Origin of the sequence: Bradyrhizobium jicamae (assembly GCF_018130695.1) — a bacterium.
GTDB classification, from domain to species: Bacteria; Pseudomonadota; Alphaproteobacteria; order Rhizobiales; family Xanthobacteraceae; genus Bradyrhizobium; species Bradyrhizobium jicamae_B.
Genome location: NZ_JAFCJX010000002.1, coordinates 1 through 14,605 on the forward strand (window position 1 = coordinate 1; position 14,605 = coordinate 14,605).

General features: G+C 58.3%; 13 protein-coding genes. 9 read left to right on the top strand and 4 right to left on the bottom strand.

Going from position 1 to position 14,605, the window contains the following annotated elements:
* Nucleotides 1-282: 282 nt before the first annotated feature.
* From JQ604_RS02770 to JQ604_RS02780, 3 genes are read right to left on the bottom strand one after another with little or no spacing between them, the layout of a single operon-like run.
* The gene (locus tag JQ604_RS02770; RefSeq protein WP_212352768.1) at nucleotides 283-2,247 is read right to left on the bottom strand and encodes a DUF3732 domain-containing protein; all 1,965 of its coding nucleotides are present in this window, start codon (nucleotides 2,245-2,247) and stop codon (nucleotides 283-285) included.
* Nucleotides 2,244-2,729, bottom strand: coding sequence for a three component ABC system middle component (locus JQ604_RS02775; RefSeq protein WP_212352770.1), 486 nt, complete (start codon nucleotides 2,727-2,729; stop codon nucleotides 2,244-2,246). Before JQ604_RS02775 ends, JQ604_RS02770 begins: the two co-directional genes overlap by 4 nt.
* Nucleotides 2,726-3,940, bottom strand: coding sequence for an ABC-three component system protein (locus JQ604_RS02780; protein WP_212352772.1), 1,215 nt, complete (start codon nucleotides 3,938-3,940; stop codon nucleotides 2,726-2,728). Before JQ604_RS02780 ends, JQ604_RS02775 begins: the two co-directional genes overlap by 4 nt.
* A 404-nt stretch (nucleotides 3,941-4,344) precedes the next feature.
* On the opposite strand from JQ604_RS02780, the gene JQ604_RS02785 reads away from it, so the two are divergent.
* From JQ604_RS02785 to JQ604_RS02825, 9 genes are all read left to right on the top strand, one after another.
* On the top strand, nucleotides 4,345-5,214 hold the full coding sequence (locus tag JQ604_RS02785; protein WP_212352774.1) for a helix-turn-helix domain-containing protein: 870 nt from the start codon (nucleotides 4,345-4,347) through the stop codon (nucleotides 5,212-5,214).
* Between the two features lie 126 nt (nucleotides 5,215-5,340).
* Nucleotides 5,341-6,609: an ABC transporter substrate-binding protein gene (locus JQ604_RS02790; protein WP_249157964.1), complete on the top strand. Its 1,269-nt coding sequence runs from the start codon at nucleotides 5,341-5,343 to the stop codon at nucleotides 6,607-6,609.
* 53 nt (nucleotides 6,610-6,662) lie between these two features.
* Nucleotides 6,663-7,541, top strand: a complete 879-nt coding sequence (locus JQ604_RS02795) for a branched-chain amino acid ABC transporter permease (RefSeq protein ID WP_212352776.1) — start codon at nucleotides 6,663-6,665, stop codon at nucleotides 7,539-7,541.
* Entirely contained in the window at nucleotides 7,538-8,542 is a 1,005-nt protein-coding gene (locus tag JQ604_RS02800) for a branched-chain amino acid ABC transporter permease (protein WP_212352777.1), read from the top strand. Before JQ604_RS02795 ends, JQ604_RS02800 begins: the two co-directional genes overlap by 4 nt.
* Complete coding sequence (locus JQ604_RS02805) at nucleotides 8,539-9,285, top strand: ABC transporter ATP-binding protein (RefSeq protein ID WP_212352779.1); 747 nt, start codon at nucleotides 8,539-8,541, stop codon at nucleotides 9,283-9,285. Before JQ604_RS02800 ends, JQ604_RS02805 begins: the two co-directional genes overlap by 4 nt.
* The gene (locus JQ604_RS02810) at nucleotides 9,278-9,979 is read left to right on the top strand and encodes an ABC transporter ATP-binding protein (protein ID WP_212352781.1); all 702 of its coding nucleotides are present in this window, start codon (nucleotides 9,278-9,280) and stop codon (nucleotides 9,977-9,979) included. Before JQ604_RS02805 ends, JQ604_RS02810 begins: the two co-directional genes overlap by 8 nt.
* A gap of 41 nt (nucleotides 9,980-10,020) precedes the next feature.
* On the top strand, nucleotides 10,021-11,223 hold the full coding sequence (locus JQ604_RS02815; RefSeq protein WP_212353847.1) for a CaiB/BaiF CoA transferase family protein: 1,203 nt from the start codon (nucleotides 10,021-10,023) through the stop codon (nucleotides 11,221-11,223).
* A gap of 20 nt (nucleotides 11,224-11,243) precedes the next feature.
* Complete coding sequence (locus JQ604_RS02820) at nucleotides 11,244-11,987, top strand: SDR family NAD(P)-dependent oxidoreductase (protein WP_212352783.1); 744 nt, start codon at nucleotides 11,244-11,246, stop codon at nucleotides 11,985-11,987.
* Nucleotides 11,987-12,634, top strand: coding sequence for a glutathione S-transferase family protein (locus JQ604_RS02825; RefSeq protein WP_212352785.1), 648 nt, complete (start codon nucleotides 11,987-11,989; stop codon nucleotides 12,632-12,634). The genes JQ604_RS02820 and JQ604_RS02825 overlap by 1 nt, the downstream gene beginning before the upstream one ends.
* Nucleotides 12,635-13,639: 1,005 nt before the next feature.
* Here the strand turns inward: JQ604_RS02825 and JQ604_RS02830 are convergent.
* Nucleotides 13,640-14,557 carry an enoyl-CoA hydratase-related protein gene (locus tag JQ604_RS02830; RefSeq protein ID WP_249157965.1) on the bottom strand — a complete coding sequence of 306 codons (918 nt, stop codon included), beginning with the start codon at nucleotides 14,555-14,557 and terminating at the stop codon, nucleotides 13,640-13,642.
* Between the last annotated feature and the right edge of the window lie 48 nt (nucleotides 14,558-14,605).

Consider the following 14,605-nt stretch of genomic DNA (forward strand, 5'->3'; position numbering starts at 1 on the left):
ATCGAGCTGATCAGCTTCTACAAAGAGAACCCTGGACTGCTCAAGCGGTAACCCTGCGGCCTACGCCGAATGGATACGAATCGTTCCGGGCGCACCATGATTCAAGGTGTTTTTGACTTCGCGCTTCGGAGCAGAAGCGGTCCAGCTACCAACCAGCAACCATCGTGTTCGAACTCGATGCTGTCGGCGTGATGATTGCGCTGCCGGAGTAGGACCATTTTTTTATTCGACGTAGCCCCCACTGGGCAATCCGCCCCATACTTCGAATTTGCAAAAGGCGATTTATCCGTCGCTCCGTGTTGGCCAATCAAAGGGTATGAGCGCGCGCCCTGAAGCACGAGTCCAGCGCTCCCGAGTCGCAGCAACGTAACGCGCGTCGTCAGCGAAATATGCGTGCTCGATCAGGAGCACCTGTAATCCAACACGTCGAGCGGTTTCCTCGAAAAGAAAATTGATGTGCCGCCGCATGGCCTGCACATCCTCATCTTCCTCACCGCCGGCAATTTCAGCCTCGTCCTGTTGTTCCTCGCCACTAGTCGGAAAATAGGGGCGGCTGATTTGGTCGAGGACGAGAAGCCCCGGAACTGGGGCTTCCACCATCTCAAAATACCTTTGCAAAGCGAAGGAAAGCGCAATGTGAATGGCGAGGTAATTCTGGTCTGATCCGACGTCCGACATTCGAAGCACAGCTGCGCTTTCTGCCTCGATCACTGCCACCTCTGGTTCTCGGGACGAAAACTCAAGTTCTGATCCGATACATGGGGCCACGGTTGGCAGCGCTGCGAAAGCCTCAGACGCGAATTGTGAGATTTTTCGCTCGGCTCTTTGGAGCTTGATCTTCTTCGCCTCGCGATCGACGCGCGCCTCTAGCTCAGCGATCTCGGCTCGAAGGACATTCAAATCCCTAGAGGCTTGGCGCGGTTCATCAATGCTTGCCTCAAGGAAGAAAGAGACGCGCCCCAGTAGATGTGCCCTAACTTGCGCGAGATCGGCCAACCGGCGCGTCTCGTCAGTCTGGCGAAGCCACGTCTGGATTTGGTCATCTACTTGTCGAAGTTGGGCATTCAGATCTCGGATCTGTTCGTCTAAAGCGCGATCGTGCTCTACCAACCGCGGTTTTACTCGTTCTACTGCTGCGCTCTCTGCGCGCACCCTAGTCAAGATAGACTGAAGGGCACTTGCCGTGGCGCGACCGCGTTCTGAGGGGGCCTCGCAGACTGGACAGACAGATGTGATATCATGGATCTGAAGATGCTCAGCCAGCATAAGCTTCTCGCGCTGGCGGGAGACCGCTCTTCCGAAGCCTGTAGCCTCACGTATCGCTGTTTGAGTTGCTCGCAATTGGCGCCGTGCTTCCTCCAGCCCGGACAAGATCTCCCGACGTCTGCTGTGAAGCGCAGCCAGCTCGCCCTCGGAAGGATAGGCATTTGCCTCCAATTGGACGCTGGCCACAGTCTCCAGCTGTCCCAATAGCTCTGCTTCGCTGGAGTCAGGCGAGGGCGCACTGGCTATACCTATGCGATGTGCTTCTGTCAGCAGGCTCGTCGCCCGCTGCTTCAACGCAGTCTCCGCTGCCTCTCGTGACCTAGCCTTCGCTTCCTCCCGGTCGAGAGCGCGCTGCAGTTGCCGCAACCGTTGCTCATCCATCGCCGTCGCCTCGTCGGTGGCGCGAAGAAAATATGGCATGGTCGCGACGATATCGCGCGCCTTCTCAGCCCTTTCTAGTCCGTGGAGCAGGACCGTTTCACTGTCTATGACCTCCTTAGTGACAAACATATAGGGGGTGACGAAGCGAACGGTAGCTCGACCCCGATGGCCGGCACCTGGCTCGGGCTCTTCACGCACATCCCCGATTCCGAACACGCGCTCGATGAACGCTTTGGCTGCGTCGAGCGTCGTTGTTCCGTCAAACTCTTCGAGTGTCGTTGGTAGCGTCAGATTTCGGCCCGAAGCGGCGAACATCCGTGTGCTGGTCGCCTGTCCCACCGGCGGGATGACCCGGCCGATGATCATCTCGGCCTCGTCCAAAACCCACTTCACCCCAACTGCGATGCTGCGACGGCGTATATGAGCTGGCAGTTCACAGTTGCTGGAGCCGAGGCAATAGTCGATCGCTTTAATCAGCGTGGATTTTCCCGTGCCTGAGGCACCGGTAATGATGTTGACCGACCCAGGCATCAACGACACGTCGCGACGTTGACCAGAGGCACCCAAGAAAAAAATGGTTGCTATGTTCCAGCGGCTCATACCGTGAGTTCCATAACGTTGAAGACAGTTCTTGTTGAACCAGCCATCGCAAACCAAAAGCCAAGCCGTTCGGCGTGCTTTATCGATTGGGCTGGCTCATCACTCAGCGCCTTTACCGCACTCTTCTTCAACTTACTCGGCCCGAGCTGTAGACATCCCGCTTCGTTGAGATGCAATATCCGAGCGAAGCACGCAAATCGGATGGCATCGGTAACGATGTTCATGGATGCATTGATGCGGATCGATAGTCCTACATGAACGCGCGGATTTCGCTCCAGCCACTCCAATAGGCCTGTGTTTTTATTGGTGCCGGTGAACGTGGATGCCAGATCTCCCGATAAAGCTAGTGGCAGCGCCATATACGAGATCGGTAGCTCTGGTCCGTCTTTCTTGATGGAAAGATAGGATGTCACAAAGGCAGTTAGCACATAGGTACAAAAAGCCGGATTAGTCTCGGCGAATACGTCATGAGCAACAGTCATGCGTCGCCCCTGAGCAGATCGGTAAAATCAGGATGCCAGCCTACGGTTAGGTTAATGGCAAGCACTTGGTAGCTACCGCGCACGTAGTAGGGCGCGGTCCAACCCTCTGCTATCGGCCGGACGGAGAGGGGAGCCTCGTCATGCGTCCAGCGAAGCAGTTTCAGACCCTCTTTGCGCTTACTATCGTCTTGCTTTGAGCAATCCTCGCACATCTGCATGTGACGATCGGACCAGTGTTCTTGCAGTATCAGATCATATTCGGTGATGGTGGAGGCCATCGCCGAGTTCGCGCTTATCCAACTCGCTCGCTGCTCTCGGGCCTTCCACTCCTCCCGGATCGCCTTCATTAGGTCGGAAGGTTTCCCCTCCACAAGTTCAATTTGGCGAGCAAGCATGCCGTCGGGCTGGTAATCCTTTGGTTGAGTCGCTGTTTCGAACTCTGCGAAGAGCTTGCCCTGCTCTAAGTCGGCAACAATCGCCATGATCTGGGCCTGCAGCTCCGTCCGGGCTATCGCGCGTTCACGCTTGCCACAGAGTGAGTAGATTATCTGTCTGTCCCACCACTCGATCAGGCGCTTGGCGACAAGTGGCCGTTGATCGACCGGGAGTAATTTCAGGTGATCCGCAACTTGGCCCTCAATCTTGTCGATCGTTGAGCTGTTTTGCTTCACCAGAGCGCGGCGCATAAGATTAAGACGTTCGGTGTTCGAAAGACCCATGAATGCTTCGGCGCCATCTACTCGATCACCGTAGGGTAAGGGCTTTCCGGATTTCTTCGCCTCGGACCGGGCATCGACGACCCGCTGCGCTTCATCTACCATCGCGGCCACTAGCGCGGAGCGGTCCGTCTCAAGACTCGTCAGAGCTTGCAGAGGGCTGTCTTTGGGAATCTCGCCGATTGCAACTAAGTGCAACGTTGTGTCTGAAAGGGTGAGCGTAGGTAGGATATCGACCCAAACCTTGACCGTGCGCCAGAGCGCACGCGCCTTCACTGAGATCGGCGGGGGTGTCGCGCTGATTGAGTGCTTCAGCTGATAGAGCAACGTGTGGCCGTCAGCGCTCAGCTCGACGTCGTCAAGACGTTCCACCGCGATCGAGGCATCATCCGCACTCTGCGTGACCAAAGTCTCGAGCGCGAAGAACGTTTGAAAGTAGAAGCCGAGCGCGGCAGCCTCAGCCGTATGCAGCCCAATTTGTCCGTCGTTGCTCATAGTAGGTTGCGAATCGCTTTCGAGTACAACCAAGGCTTTACTGCCAATTTTTCGGGCACAAGAGCTTTATCGAAGCCGTCCCCGAGATTCAGGATGGGCTAATTGGCGTGGCCAGGGGACTTCTTACGCATCCCATAAAAGGGGAATTGCGAATTTTGAGAAGGGAGCTGCTGAGGCACTGCATCTTTTGTATAGCGCCGCGACTAGTCGCCTACAGCACGGACATGTCCCTGGACTAGTCGTTGCTTCGTGTAGCCGACATCCCAAGCGAAGAGGCAGTCGGCGTGACCTGCAATAGGTGTTGGTAATGGGGTTATGCCGCAGCGCACAAACAAAGCGCCTCGCTTCTTCCTCGAGTTTCGTGCATTCTAATTTGGTACTCATGATTGCAATGAGGATTTGCGATGGAAACCATCGGTGACAACTACGTTCGGTTGGTTGGCGGCGATCTGGTGTCCTCCATCATCACCGATACGCCGAGCATGCGGATCGAAATTCTTCGCAGGGAGACGGTCGGGCGCATGCATTGGCATTTTCGTCAGCCTGAGCTGTCTTTGTTCTGGTTCGGCAAGGGGGCCGAACGCTTAAGAGCGACGATTGACGGGCGTCCGGTCGAGCGCCGATTCCCGGGAAAATCTAAGCTCGCAATCTTTCCTGCCGCAACCGAGATCGAAGGTGAGTGGAACGTAGGACCGACCCTCGATTACACCGTGGTTTTCTTGAATCCATCTTTCGTGGGCGAACGCCTGCAGCACGCGATCACGAACTGCACGATCGCTTTTGAGCACGATGGATTGACGCGTGGCCTCGCCGAACTTTGCCGCGAAGCGACCTCGCCGGACAATGTTTTCAGTCTCATGGCGGAAGGATGGTCGATCCAGGCGCTGGCTCACATTTCTCGCGTCAGCGAGCGAAGTCAGCAGCCATGCAACAAACTGCGCGGTGGTTTGCCAGGCCGAAGCTTGCGGTATGTCGAGGAGTATGTGCGCGAGAACCTTACCCAGCCGATAACTCTCGCCGAACTCTCCGAAATCGCCGGCTTAAGCAAGCGGCACTTCCTGCGCGCATTTCAGGAAAGCGTCGGGCTGACGCCATACAGCTACGTTCTTTCGCTTCGGATCGACGAGGCGAAGCGGCGGCTGTCGGAAACGGCAGACAGTATCACCGATATAGCCCTTGCGATCGGTTTCAATGACGCCCAGCATTTCTCGACGCGCTTCAAGAAGGCGACCGGCATCACTCCATCCGCATTCCGTCAACGTTGCCTGTCATAGGCAACACCCCCTTCGGCTTTCGGGTCTAAATGGCGCTTTTACGGAAGCCCTGGCGCTATCCTGCAAGCCAGGATCAGATTCGCGATCTAACACTCTCCCATAAGAATCACGCAGACCCCGGCCGCTTTGCCGTGGCTCAAGGGAAGTTTGCGGGCGGAACCGGCCGGCACAAGGGAGAGCAGAATGGCAGTTTCTTTCAAGGGGTATGCGCTTATTGGGCTCACCGGAGCGATCGGTCTCGCCGCATCGGCCGGCGTGCCGACCTACGCGCAGGAGAAGGGCGCCATCAAGATCGGCCTGATGCTGCCGTACAAGGGCGTCTATGCAGTTCCGGCGGAAAGCATCGATCGCGGCTTTCAAATCGCACTGGAAGAGTACGGCGGCAAGATCAACGGCCGTCGCATCGAGATCATCCGCGCGGACGACGAACTGACGCCGAGCGTGGGCGTTCAAAGATTCAACAAGTTCGTTCAGTCGGACAAGGTCGATCTCGTTGCCGGTGTCGTCGGCTCGAATGTTGGCATTGCCGTCTCGGAACTCGCCGACAAGAACAAGATGCCGATGGTGTTCGTGAACGCTTTTGCGGACGAGATCACCGGTAAGTTCTGCAGCCCATACATTGCGCGCACCTCGTTCAGCGCCAACGGATTCGAATATGCCTCCGGCAAGTACTGGGCAAGCAAGGGGATCAAGACCGCCGTGACGATGGGGCCTGATTACTCCGCCGGCCGCGCATTCATCGGTGGCTTCAAACGCGGCTTTGAAGACAACGGCGGAAAGGTGATCGAGGAAATCTGGACGCCGTTCCAGAAGACCAAAGACTACAGCGCCGCACTGACGCAGGCTGCCAACTCCGGCGCGCAAATCATCTACGCATTCTATGCGGGCGCGGAAGCAATCCAGGTCGTCAAGCAGCACGCGGACTTCGGCCTGCGAAGCAAGATCCCGTTCATCGGCGATCACTGGGTTTACGACGAGGCGTTGTGGCCCGCACTCGGCGATCTCGCGCTCAATGCCCAGCACGTCGCCACGCACTACCCCGGCATCGAAACCGAGGTGAACCAGAAGTTCGTCAAGGCCTACAACGCGAAATACAAGCAAGATCCCGACGTGAGCGCAGCGCTTGGTTACGACAACGGCAAGGCGATCATGCTCACGCTCGAAACGCTCGGTGGCGAGATGCCGGAAGACCGTGCGAAGTTCATCTCGACCATGCGAGACCTTACGTTCGATTCACCGCGCGGGAAGATCAAGTTCAATGCGCAGAACAGCGCATTGCTCGAGAAGGTCTATGTGGTCGAGATCGTCAAAGGTCCCGACGGCAAGATGCAGCGTAAGCCCCTGGACCAGTTTCCGGGCGCCGGCGATCTGCCGGGTTGCACGAAGTCGTTCTGATCCGAGGCAGGCTTCGCCCGGCGGGGCCCGCGTCTCTCGAATTTGGGTGAAGCATGCAGCCTTTCCTGATCCAACTTCTCAACGGCGTGCAATTGAGCATGTTGGTCTTCCTTCTCGCCGTCGGCCTTACGTTGATCTTCGGGCTGATGAACATTCTCAATTTGGCTCACGGCGCCTTCTTTACGATGGGGGCCTATTTCGGGTTGGTCGTCGCCAACAGCACGGGTTCGTTCTGGCTCGCGCTGCTCATAGGTCCGCTGCTGCCGTTCGTGGCCGGCTTCGCCCTGCAGTTCTTCGTCCTGCAACCCCTGGCTCAGCGCGGCCGCTCGACGCATCTCGATCTCGCGCTGCTGACGTTCGGGCTGCTGTTCGCGACTGCCGGAGCAGTCGAGCACGTCTTCGGATCGGCGTTTCACAGCATTGTTACGCCTGACCTCCTGAAGGGCCGCGTCGGCCTGCTGGGAATGGAGTATCCGATCTATCGGCTGTTCATCATCGCGGTTGGCATCGCCATCGGCGTCGCACTCGTCCTGGTAATCGACCGCACGCGCGTCGGGGCCACGCTGCGGGCCGGGGTCGACAACCGCGAGATGGTCACGGCCCTCGGCATCAACATCAACATGTTGTTCGCGCTGGTATTCGGATTTGGCTCCGCACTCGCCGGATTTGCCGGAGTCGTCTCGGCCCCGGTCATGAGCATCTATTCCAGCATGGGCATCGGAATTGTCGTTACGACTTTTGTCGTCGTGGTGGTGGGCGGTCTCGGCAATCTCAAGGGGTCGTTCTACGCCTCACTCATCGTCGGCATGACGGATACGTTTGCCCAGGCCTACGTTCCGGAAGCCGAGCTGTTTGCGATCTATATTCTTCTGATAGCCGTGATGATCTTTCGTCCGCAGGGTCTTTTTGGCGCGGTCGGGAGGATTGCATGAGCGCAGATGTCGCCCTCTCGAGCGAGCAGAGAATCGGCGTGCTGAAGCGTCTGCCGCTTCCAGCTTCACGTCGTGCATACGCTGCGTTGTTCGCACTTTTTGCTGTCAGCTTGTGCGCGCTGCCATCGTTCGTGTCTGGCTACGTCATGACACTGGCAGTTGAAGCCATGATCGCGGGGGTATTTGCATCTGGCATCAATCTTCTGACCGGCTACACCGGTCTCGTGTCGCTCGGACAGGCGATGTTTCTCGGGTTCGGTGGATACGGCATTGCGATCGGAACGGCGCTGTTGGGCTGGCCGCTGTGGATCTCTGCCCCCGTCACGCTGGTGGTCGTGGCCGCGATTGCGGCGCCAATCGGTGCGATTTGCACCCGGACGCGTGGCGTCGAATTTCTCCTGATCACACTGGCGTTCTCGCAGATGTTCTATGGTGCCGCAATCAAGCTGCGCTGGACCAACGGGTCGGATGGCATGACGGGAATCCCGCGGCCGGATCTGTCGCTGCTCGGCGTGAGCGCAGACAACCCGACCGTCTTTTATTACTACGTACTTGCTGTCGCGGTCCTCTCCCTGTTGATGCTGTGGCGGATCGTAACGTCGCCTTTTGGCAGCGTACTCGTCGGCATTCGTGAAAACGAGCGTCGCATGATGTCGATGGGATACTCGGTAGCCAACTACAAGATCGGATCATTCGCGTTGGCCGCCGTGATCTGTGCGGTCGCGGGTATTCTTCAGTCGCAGTACACCTACTTCGTCAATCCCGACGCAATGAGCTGGCAGATGAGCGGTGAGGGCGTGCTGATGGTCATCATCGGCGGCGCCAATGTCGTTCTTGGGCCGTTTGTTGGAGCCACGGTCTTCGTGGTGGTCAAGCAGGCGCTGAGCATGATTACGGAAGAGTACAATCTGTTCTTCGGCATTTTCTTCATGCTTGTGGTTGCACTTTTTCGTGGTGGTGTTCTCGGCTTTATCAGCACGCTGATCGGAAAACGGCAATGAGTGCACTCGAGATCAGAAACCTGCGCAAGGCTTTCGGCGGTCTCCAGGTCATCAGTGACCTCGATCTTAAGGTACCGCCCGGCCAGCGCCATGCGGTGATCGGCCCCAACGGCGCCGGAAAGACCACGCTGTTCAACATCATCACGGGATGGCAGCCGCCCACCAGCGGTGAAATTCTCATTCAGGGCGTTCCGGTGCAGCAGGGCCGACCCGACCTCGTCACGCGGGGCGGCCTTTCGCGCTCCTTTCAGAAGAACATGCTGCTCGAGAGTGTCACGGTTCTGGAGAACCTGCGCGTTGCATGTCAGGCCCTCGATGCGTCGCGCCATTCGGTGTTCCGGTCATCCCGGTCGTTTTCCGACGTCATTCGGAAAGCTCGCCGCGCGGCCGAGCAGATGCATTTGGACACCGTGCTGGATCGGAAAGTCAACGAACTATCCTACGGGCAGAAACGTCAACTCGAAGTGGCGATCGCATTATGTGCGGAGCCGAAGATCTTACTGATGGACGAGCCGGCGGCGGGCACGTCGCCTGACGAGCGCAACAGTCTGATCAAGCTGATCAACGGCTTGTCACCGGAATTGACCATTCTGCTTGTGGAGCACGATATGGATGTCGTGTTTGCGATCTGCGACATCATCACGGTGCTGAGTTACGGCAGGGTGCTCGCAACCGGGACGAAGGACCAGATCCAGTCCAATCCTCAGGTTATCGAGGCTTATCTGGGGCGGCGCCATGCTTAAGGTCGAGCACCTTCACACCTACTATGGCGAAGGCCATATCCTGCAAGGCGTTGATCTCTCTGTGACCACCGCGCAGTGCGTGGCGGTGCTCGGCCGCAACGGTGCGGGCAAGACGACGACGCTGCGCTCGATATTGGGGCTGACGCCCGCGCGGCGTGGCCGCGTCGTCTTCAATGAAATTGATATCACACGGCTGTCGACGCATCGGATTGTGAGATCCGGCATTGCTTTCGTGCCGGAGGATCGCGGCATTTTCCCGACCGTGACTGTCGAGGAGCATCTTGCCATTGCCTATGGCGCGTCGAAACACCGGCCCCGACGTAAGCCCATCGCGTATGTGTTCGAGATCTTTCCCCGCCTCGCCGAACGGCGCAGGAGTCTCGGCGGACAATTATCTGGCGGTGAGCAGCAGATGCTGGCTGTTGGGCGGGCGCTGGTGGCTGGTCCTGACCTGATGATACTCGATGAGCCCAGCGAAGGCCTGGCGCCGGTGATCATCGAGAAGCTCGAAGCCGTGCTCAAGGACATCAAGGCATCCGGGACCGCCCTTCTGCTGGTGGAGCAGAACTATCACCTTGCGACCCAACTGGCTGACTATGTCTACGTGCTCAGTCAGGGACGGGTTCAATTCGCCGGCGACACGGAATCGCTGATCGCAAATAACGATATCAGGCGCACGTATTTGAGCGTGTGAGATTGAAGCTAAAGACCAAGCGTCGACCGAGGAGTGAAGAAATGCGAGGGCCTTTGAGTGGAGTGCGCGTCCTGGATCTGACAGCTGTGGTGTCGGGTCCATATGCGACCATGTTTCTGGCGGATCAGGGAGCGGATGTGCTCAAGATCGAACCGACCAGCGGCGACGGTACCCGCCGGAGCCGGACGCTGATCGACGCGGCCGGTGAATTCTCGGCGCTATTCGTATCGTGCAATCGCGGCAAGCGCTCGCTTTCGATCGATATCAAGAGCAAGACGGGCCGTGAGGTGCTGGCAAAGCTCGCGGCACAAGCGGACGTGCTGGTGCAGAACTTCCGTCCCGGCACGATGGAGCGCCTCGGGCTTGGCCAGGAGGAACTGCGCAAGAAGTATCCGCGGCTGATCTATGTCTCGATCAGCGGAGTCGGCGACTCAGGGCCGTATGTGAAGAAGCGCGTCTACGATCCGATCGTCCAGGCGCTGTCCGGCTTTGCCGACATCCAGTCGCAGCCGGTGACCAATCGCCCGCAGATGATCCGCACCATCGTCTGCGACAAAACAACCTCGCTGTTCACAGCGCAGGCGGTGTCCTCGGCGCTTTATGCGCGGGAGAGGACCGGGCAGGGGGACCACATCCAGGTGGCAATGCTGGATGCCATGATCTCGTATCTGTGGCCGGAGGGCATGATGCAATACACGGTGGTCGGCGCCGAAGCCACGACCACGGATCCCAACGACCGTCCAGACCTCGTGTTCAAGACGCTCGACGGTTATATCACCTGCGGCACAATCTCCGACTCGGAATGGCAGGGCTTCTGCAAGGCGTCTGGCGATCCGATGCTGGCCCAGGACGAGCGGTTTGCCACACCGGGAGCGCGCTTTGTAAACGCCACCGCGCGGATCAACAAGATGCAGGAATACATCGGAAAGCACACCACGGTCGAGTGGTTGAAGCGGCTCGACGAGAACGACGTGCCTTGCGCGCCGATCTTGCGCCGCGGCGAAATCGTCCAGAACGAGCAGGTCGTGGCGCGCGGTCTGATTGAAGAGTTCGACCAGCCGACGGTAGGGCGAGTGCGGCAGCCGAAGCCTGCGGCCATCTTCGAGGTCAACAAGGCCGTCATCGGTGGTCCGGCGCCACGAGTGGGTGAACACTCGCGCGTCGTGCTGCGCGAACTCGGTTACACCGATAGCGCGATCGACGCGATGATCGCAGACAAAGCTGTCCGCGCGGCGTCCAAATAGATTTGGTTTTGGAGATAGCAATGGTGAATCCAAGCGGGGTAGCCCTACTGGTTGGTGCAGGGGACGCCATAGGCGCAGCCGTGGCGCGCCGTTTTGTGCGAGGCGGATACAAGGTTTGCATCGCACGGCGCGAGGCTGCCAAATCCCAAGCACTGGTTGACGAACTCGGCGCCGCTGGACATGACGTCCGCGCTTACAGCGTCGATGCGCGCAAGGAAGACGAAGTTCAGAAACTATTCGCGGATGTCGAGAGAGATGTCGGTTCGATCGAAGTGTGCCTCTTCAACGCTGGATCGAACGTGAACAAGCCGTTGCTGGAGACGACGGAGAAGCTGTTCTTCAAGGCTTGGGAACTTGCTTGCTACGCGGGCTTTCTGGTGGGTCGCGAGGCGGCGAAGCACATGTCCGGACGTGGACGGGGTACGATGCTTTTCACCGGCGCGACCGCCAGCGTACGAGGCGGAAAGGGTTTTGCGGCGTTTTCGGCGGCGAAGTTCGGCTTGCGGGCCGTCGCCCAAGCGATGGCCCGTGAGCTTGGGCCGAAGAACATTCACGTCGTCCATCTCTTGATCGACGCGGGCGTTGACAGCGAAGCCATTCATCAGCGCATGAAGGCGGCAACTGGAATCAGCGCCAGCGAAATTCCGGCCGATAGCCTGACCAAAACGGAGTCCATCGCCGAGGCGTACTGGTTTGCTCACCAACAATCCAGAGACGGCTGGACACACGAGCTCGATCTGCGTCCATCGGTGGAGAAGTGGTGATGACAGATGATCTCATCCTGTGGGGTATCGGCACGTCGCGCACCATTCGCGCGCATTGGGCGCTCCATGAACTCGGTCTTCCGTACCAGTCCCGGCCGATCCTTCCGCGATCGGGAGAGACCAAGACGGCGGAATATACGGCGCTGAATCCGCGACAGAAGATTCCGCTTCTGCAGGACGGTGACCTGACCATCGGGGAAAGCGCTGCAATCGTCGCATATCTCGCCAGTAAGCACCGGACGTCCGATGGCGCCCTCGTTCCAAGCTGCCCAAATCTTTACGCTAAGTGGCTGGAGTGGTGCTTCTTCATCGTAACCGAATTGGATTCAACGAGCCTGTATGTCATGAGGCGGCATGGCACCAACAAGGGGCTGGCGCACATCTACGGCGAAGCTCCTCAGGTCGTGACCCAGGCCGCCGAGTATTTTCGCGGGCAACTTCGCCATGTCGATGTTGCCCTGTCGGACGGCCGTCAGTACCTCATGGGAAACCAGTTCACTACAGCCGACATATTGCTAACGACCTGTCTGACATGGGCGATCGAATACGGCGTCGGCATCTGCGACAGTGCCGTTCCGTATCTTGAGCGCGTCACGTCGCGCGAGGGATATCGGACCGGAGAAAGGGCAAATCTCGCACAGATCTAGGGAGAGACAGAAGGGCGATGACCACCTCCGGACCATTTTTGGCAAAGGAGGACGTCGAGAGCGATCTCTTGCACCGACGCAGCAACCGGGAAGTCGGGCTCTCCCGGACGTGCAGTCGAAATCGATGGCACTGGCTGCCGCTCTGAGAACATCCCTCCGAAGTGAACCTCGACCGTACGGACTAGCTCGGAGGGAGGCATGTCAACTTAGAAATCGGATTTCCTTCAAAACCTCGGCCGAACTGCCGCTGCGGCGATAGTGGGCATAGCCGGGACCTCATTTGCAAGTGAGGGTCCGCGCGGATCGCGATCCCAACTGGATCGCCGCTCCCGGAAGGTCTGACAGCGACAACGGATAGAATGCTCTATGCCAGCATCTTGCGCAAAGCGGCGCCTCCGAGGCTGAGCCTGGATTAGGTCCGGGACTTCGATACCCGATTAAAGTTCGGCATTCGCGCCGACCAGAAGTCAGGCCTTCTCTGGGTCCGTTCGGACGACGCCACGCCGTTGGCGTCAAGGGTCCAAACACAGCCGTAGGTCCTTCGCTTCAAGAAGGATCTTCTGAGCTTGAAGTCTGGGTCCAAGACGACAGGTTGAAGGTGGTCTTGATGGCATTGCGTTCGGACGGGATGGACCTTTGTACGTCAACGCCTTCCAGCGGCGAACTCTTCCGCATCTAAGCCAAATCGGGAGTCGCCGGCACCGTCACGAAGCTTGAGACTGACTTATCGAACTTGCCGCAACGCGGCGATTTGATCCGATGCGGTTGGACGCAGGAAAATTCGCGAAATCGGCCGGTAAGAGTCGTGAGTCCGGCATAGCTGAATGAGACGTCGTCTTGCTTTTCGGTGCCGACTGGTCAGAAGCAGAAGCGGCCAGTAAGCGGTTGTACAAGTCGCAGGCCATGAGCCGATCCATGATTGCGGAAGGAGCTTGGTCGCTGCGGCAGCCTCGTTCAAGGCGTCAGGTCTTGAGGGCTACAAAAGTCAGAAAAACTCTGAACAAATCAGCGTCCCTCGTAGACGGGTGGACGCCTCTGAGCCTCGGCGTCCCGCCCTTCCTGGAAATCCCTCGTCGTAAGCAGCGCGCGATATTGTTCGCCGAGCCCGACCAGCGCCGCGCTCTCCGATCCTTCGAGTGCCATGTGAGACGTTGCTAGGGACGCCTTGGTGCCGAGCGGACCGCTCGCAGCGATCTTCTTGGCAATTTCGATCGCCATCGCGAGCGCCGCTTCCCGGTCTGGAGCCAATTCTTGAACAGTACCCATCCGCAAGGCCTCTTTGGCTCCCCAATGGTCACCCGTTAAAATGTATCGCATGGCATTTCCCCAGCCGGCTTCCCTGGGAAAACGGATCGTCGCGCCGCCGCCGGGAAATCGGCCGTGCGTGTTCTCGTCCTGACCGAATTCTGTGTCTTCCGAAGCGACGCGTATGTCCGCAGCAAGGAAAAGTTCATGTGCCAGGTTCCAGGTATCGCCATGAACCGCGACCACCAGCGGCTTGGTGAGCGTTGGCTTGGTCCGACCCATTGGATCGATGAAGCCCGGCCCATCCATCAATTTCCTTCCGGATTGAGAAAACGACTTGGTGGCCTCGACATCGATGCCTTTGGAGAACCGCGGGCCGTAACCGAACAGGACCGCGGCGCGGAGCGACGGGTCTCGGTCATAATCGTAGTATGCCCTGGCGAGGCTCTCCATTGACTCTGGATCCACCCGGTTGTCGATGTATGGCCGATTGATTCCTATCAGTACGATCTGTCCTTGGCGTTCAACGGTGATTTTCGTCTGAAGACCATAGGGAATATCCGCCATACGATCGGTCTGTGATGTCGACAGCGCGCCCCCATTTTGCTGCGCCTGTAAGGGTGACAGCCAAAGCGCGGCGATTGCAAACGCGATCATCACGTTGTCAAAGCGAAACATCCAAATTTCTCCACCAAGACGAAAGAGTGTTGGAAGCGGCGGCGGTTG

What these genes read in the sequence shown, in the direction of transcription:
- JQ604_RS02805 (WP_212352779.1), top strand. Translation starts at nt 8,539, where the DNA reads ATGAGTGCACTCGAGATCAGAAACCTGCGCAAGGCTTTCGGCGGTCTC.
- JQ604_RS02780 (WP_212352772.1), bottom strand. Translation starts at nt 3,940, where the DNA reads ATGAGCAACGACGGACAAATTGGGCTGCATACGGCTGAGGCTGCCGCG.
- JQ604_RS02800 (WP_212352777.1), top strand. Translation starts at nt 7,538, where the DNA reads ATGAGCGCAGATGTCGCCCTCTCGAGCGAGCAGAGAATCGGCGTGCTG.
- JQ604_RS02795 (WP_212352776.1), top strand. Translation starts at nt 6,663, where the DNA reads ATGCAGCCTTTCCTGATCCAACTTCTCAACGGCGTGCAATTGAGCATG.
- JQ604_RS02815 (WP_212353847.1), top strand. Translation starts at nt 10,021, where the DNA reads ATGCGAGGGCCTTTGAGTGGAGTGCGCGTCCTGGATCTGACAGCTGTG.
- JQ604_RS02830 (WP_249157965.1), bottom strand. Translation starts at nt 14,557, where the DNA reads ATGTTTCGCTTTGACAACGTGATGATCGCGTTTGCAATCGCCGCGCTT.
- JQ604_RS02775 (WP_212352770.1), bottom strand. Translation starts at nt 2,729, where the DNA reads ATGACTGTTGCTCATGACGTATTCGCCGAGACTAATCCGGCTTTTTGT.
- JQ604_RS02825 (WP_212352785.1), top strand. Translation starts at nt 11,987, where the DNA reads ATGACAGATGATCTCATCCTGTGGGGTATCGGCACGTCGCGCACCATT.
- JQ604_RS02785 (WP_212352774.1), top strand. Translation starts at nt 4,345, where the DNA reads ATGGAAACCATCGGTGACAACTACGTTCGGTTGGTTGGCGGCGATCTG.
- JQ604_RS02820 (WP_212352783.1), top strand. Translation starts at nt 11,244, where the DNA reads ATGGTGAATCCAAGCGGGGTAGCCCTACTGGTTGGTGCAGGGGACGCC.
- JQ604_RS02770 (WP_212352768.1), bottom strand. Translation starts at nt 2,247, where the DNA reads ATGAGCCGCTGGAACATAGCAACCATTTTTTTCTTGGGTGCCTCTGGT.
- JQ604_RS02810 (WP_212352781.1), top strand. Translation starts at nt 9,278, where the DNA reads ATGCTTAAGGTCGAGCACCTTCACACCTACTATGGCGAAGGCCATATC.